Origin of the sequence: Alkalihalophilus lindianensis (genome assembly GCF_032843265.1) — a bacterium.
In the GTDB taxonomy this organism is placed as follows: Bacteria; Bacillota; Bacilli; order Bacillales; family Bacillaceae_D; genus Alkalihalophilus; species Alkalihalophilus lindianensis.
In genome coordinates this window covers 1-266 of sequence record NZ_JAWJBA010000436.1, presented here as the reverse complement: position 1 = coordinate 266, position 266 = coordinate 1, and the positions used below count along the sequence as shown (strand labels likewise).

The following is a 266-nucleotide window of genomic DNA, read 5'->3' as shown; positions in this document are numbered from 1 at the left end:
GCCTTCAGCACTTCTGGCAATCATTTGCAGTGCCTGCTCGTCGCAATCAATCCCGGACTCTTCGACAATCAATTTCATCCGGCTCACAATGGCCCCCGCCGTGATTCTTCTAAAATCAAAGCGCTGACAACGGGAGATGATCGTCAAGGGGATTTTGTGCGGCTCTGTTGTCGCTAAGATAAAGATGACATGCTTCGGCGGTTCTTCTAATGTTTTTAATAAGGCATTAAAGGCGCTGATCGACAGCATATGCACTTCATCAATAA

At 47.0% G+C, this 266-nt stretch carries 1 protein-coding gene; it reads right to left on the bottom strand.

Translation table 11 applies throughout. The features are described 5' to 3' along the window. Window positions 1-266, bottom strand: a 266-nt coding sequence (locus RYX56_RS22930; protein ID WP_317124199.1) for a DNA polymerase III delta subunit-related protein, incomplete at both ends; no start/stop codon positions are given.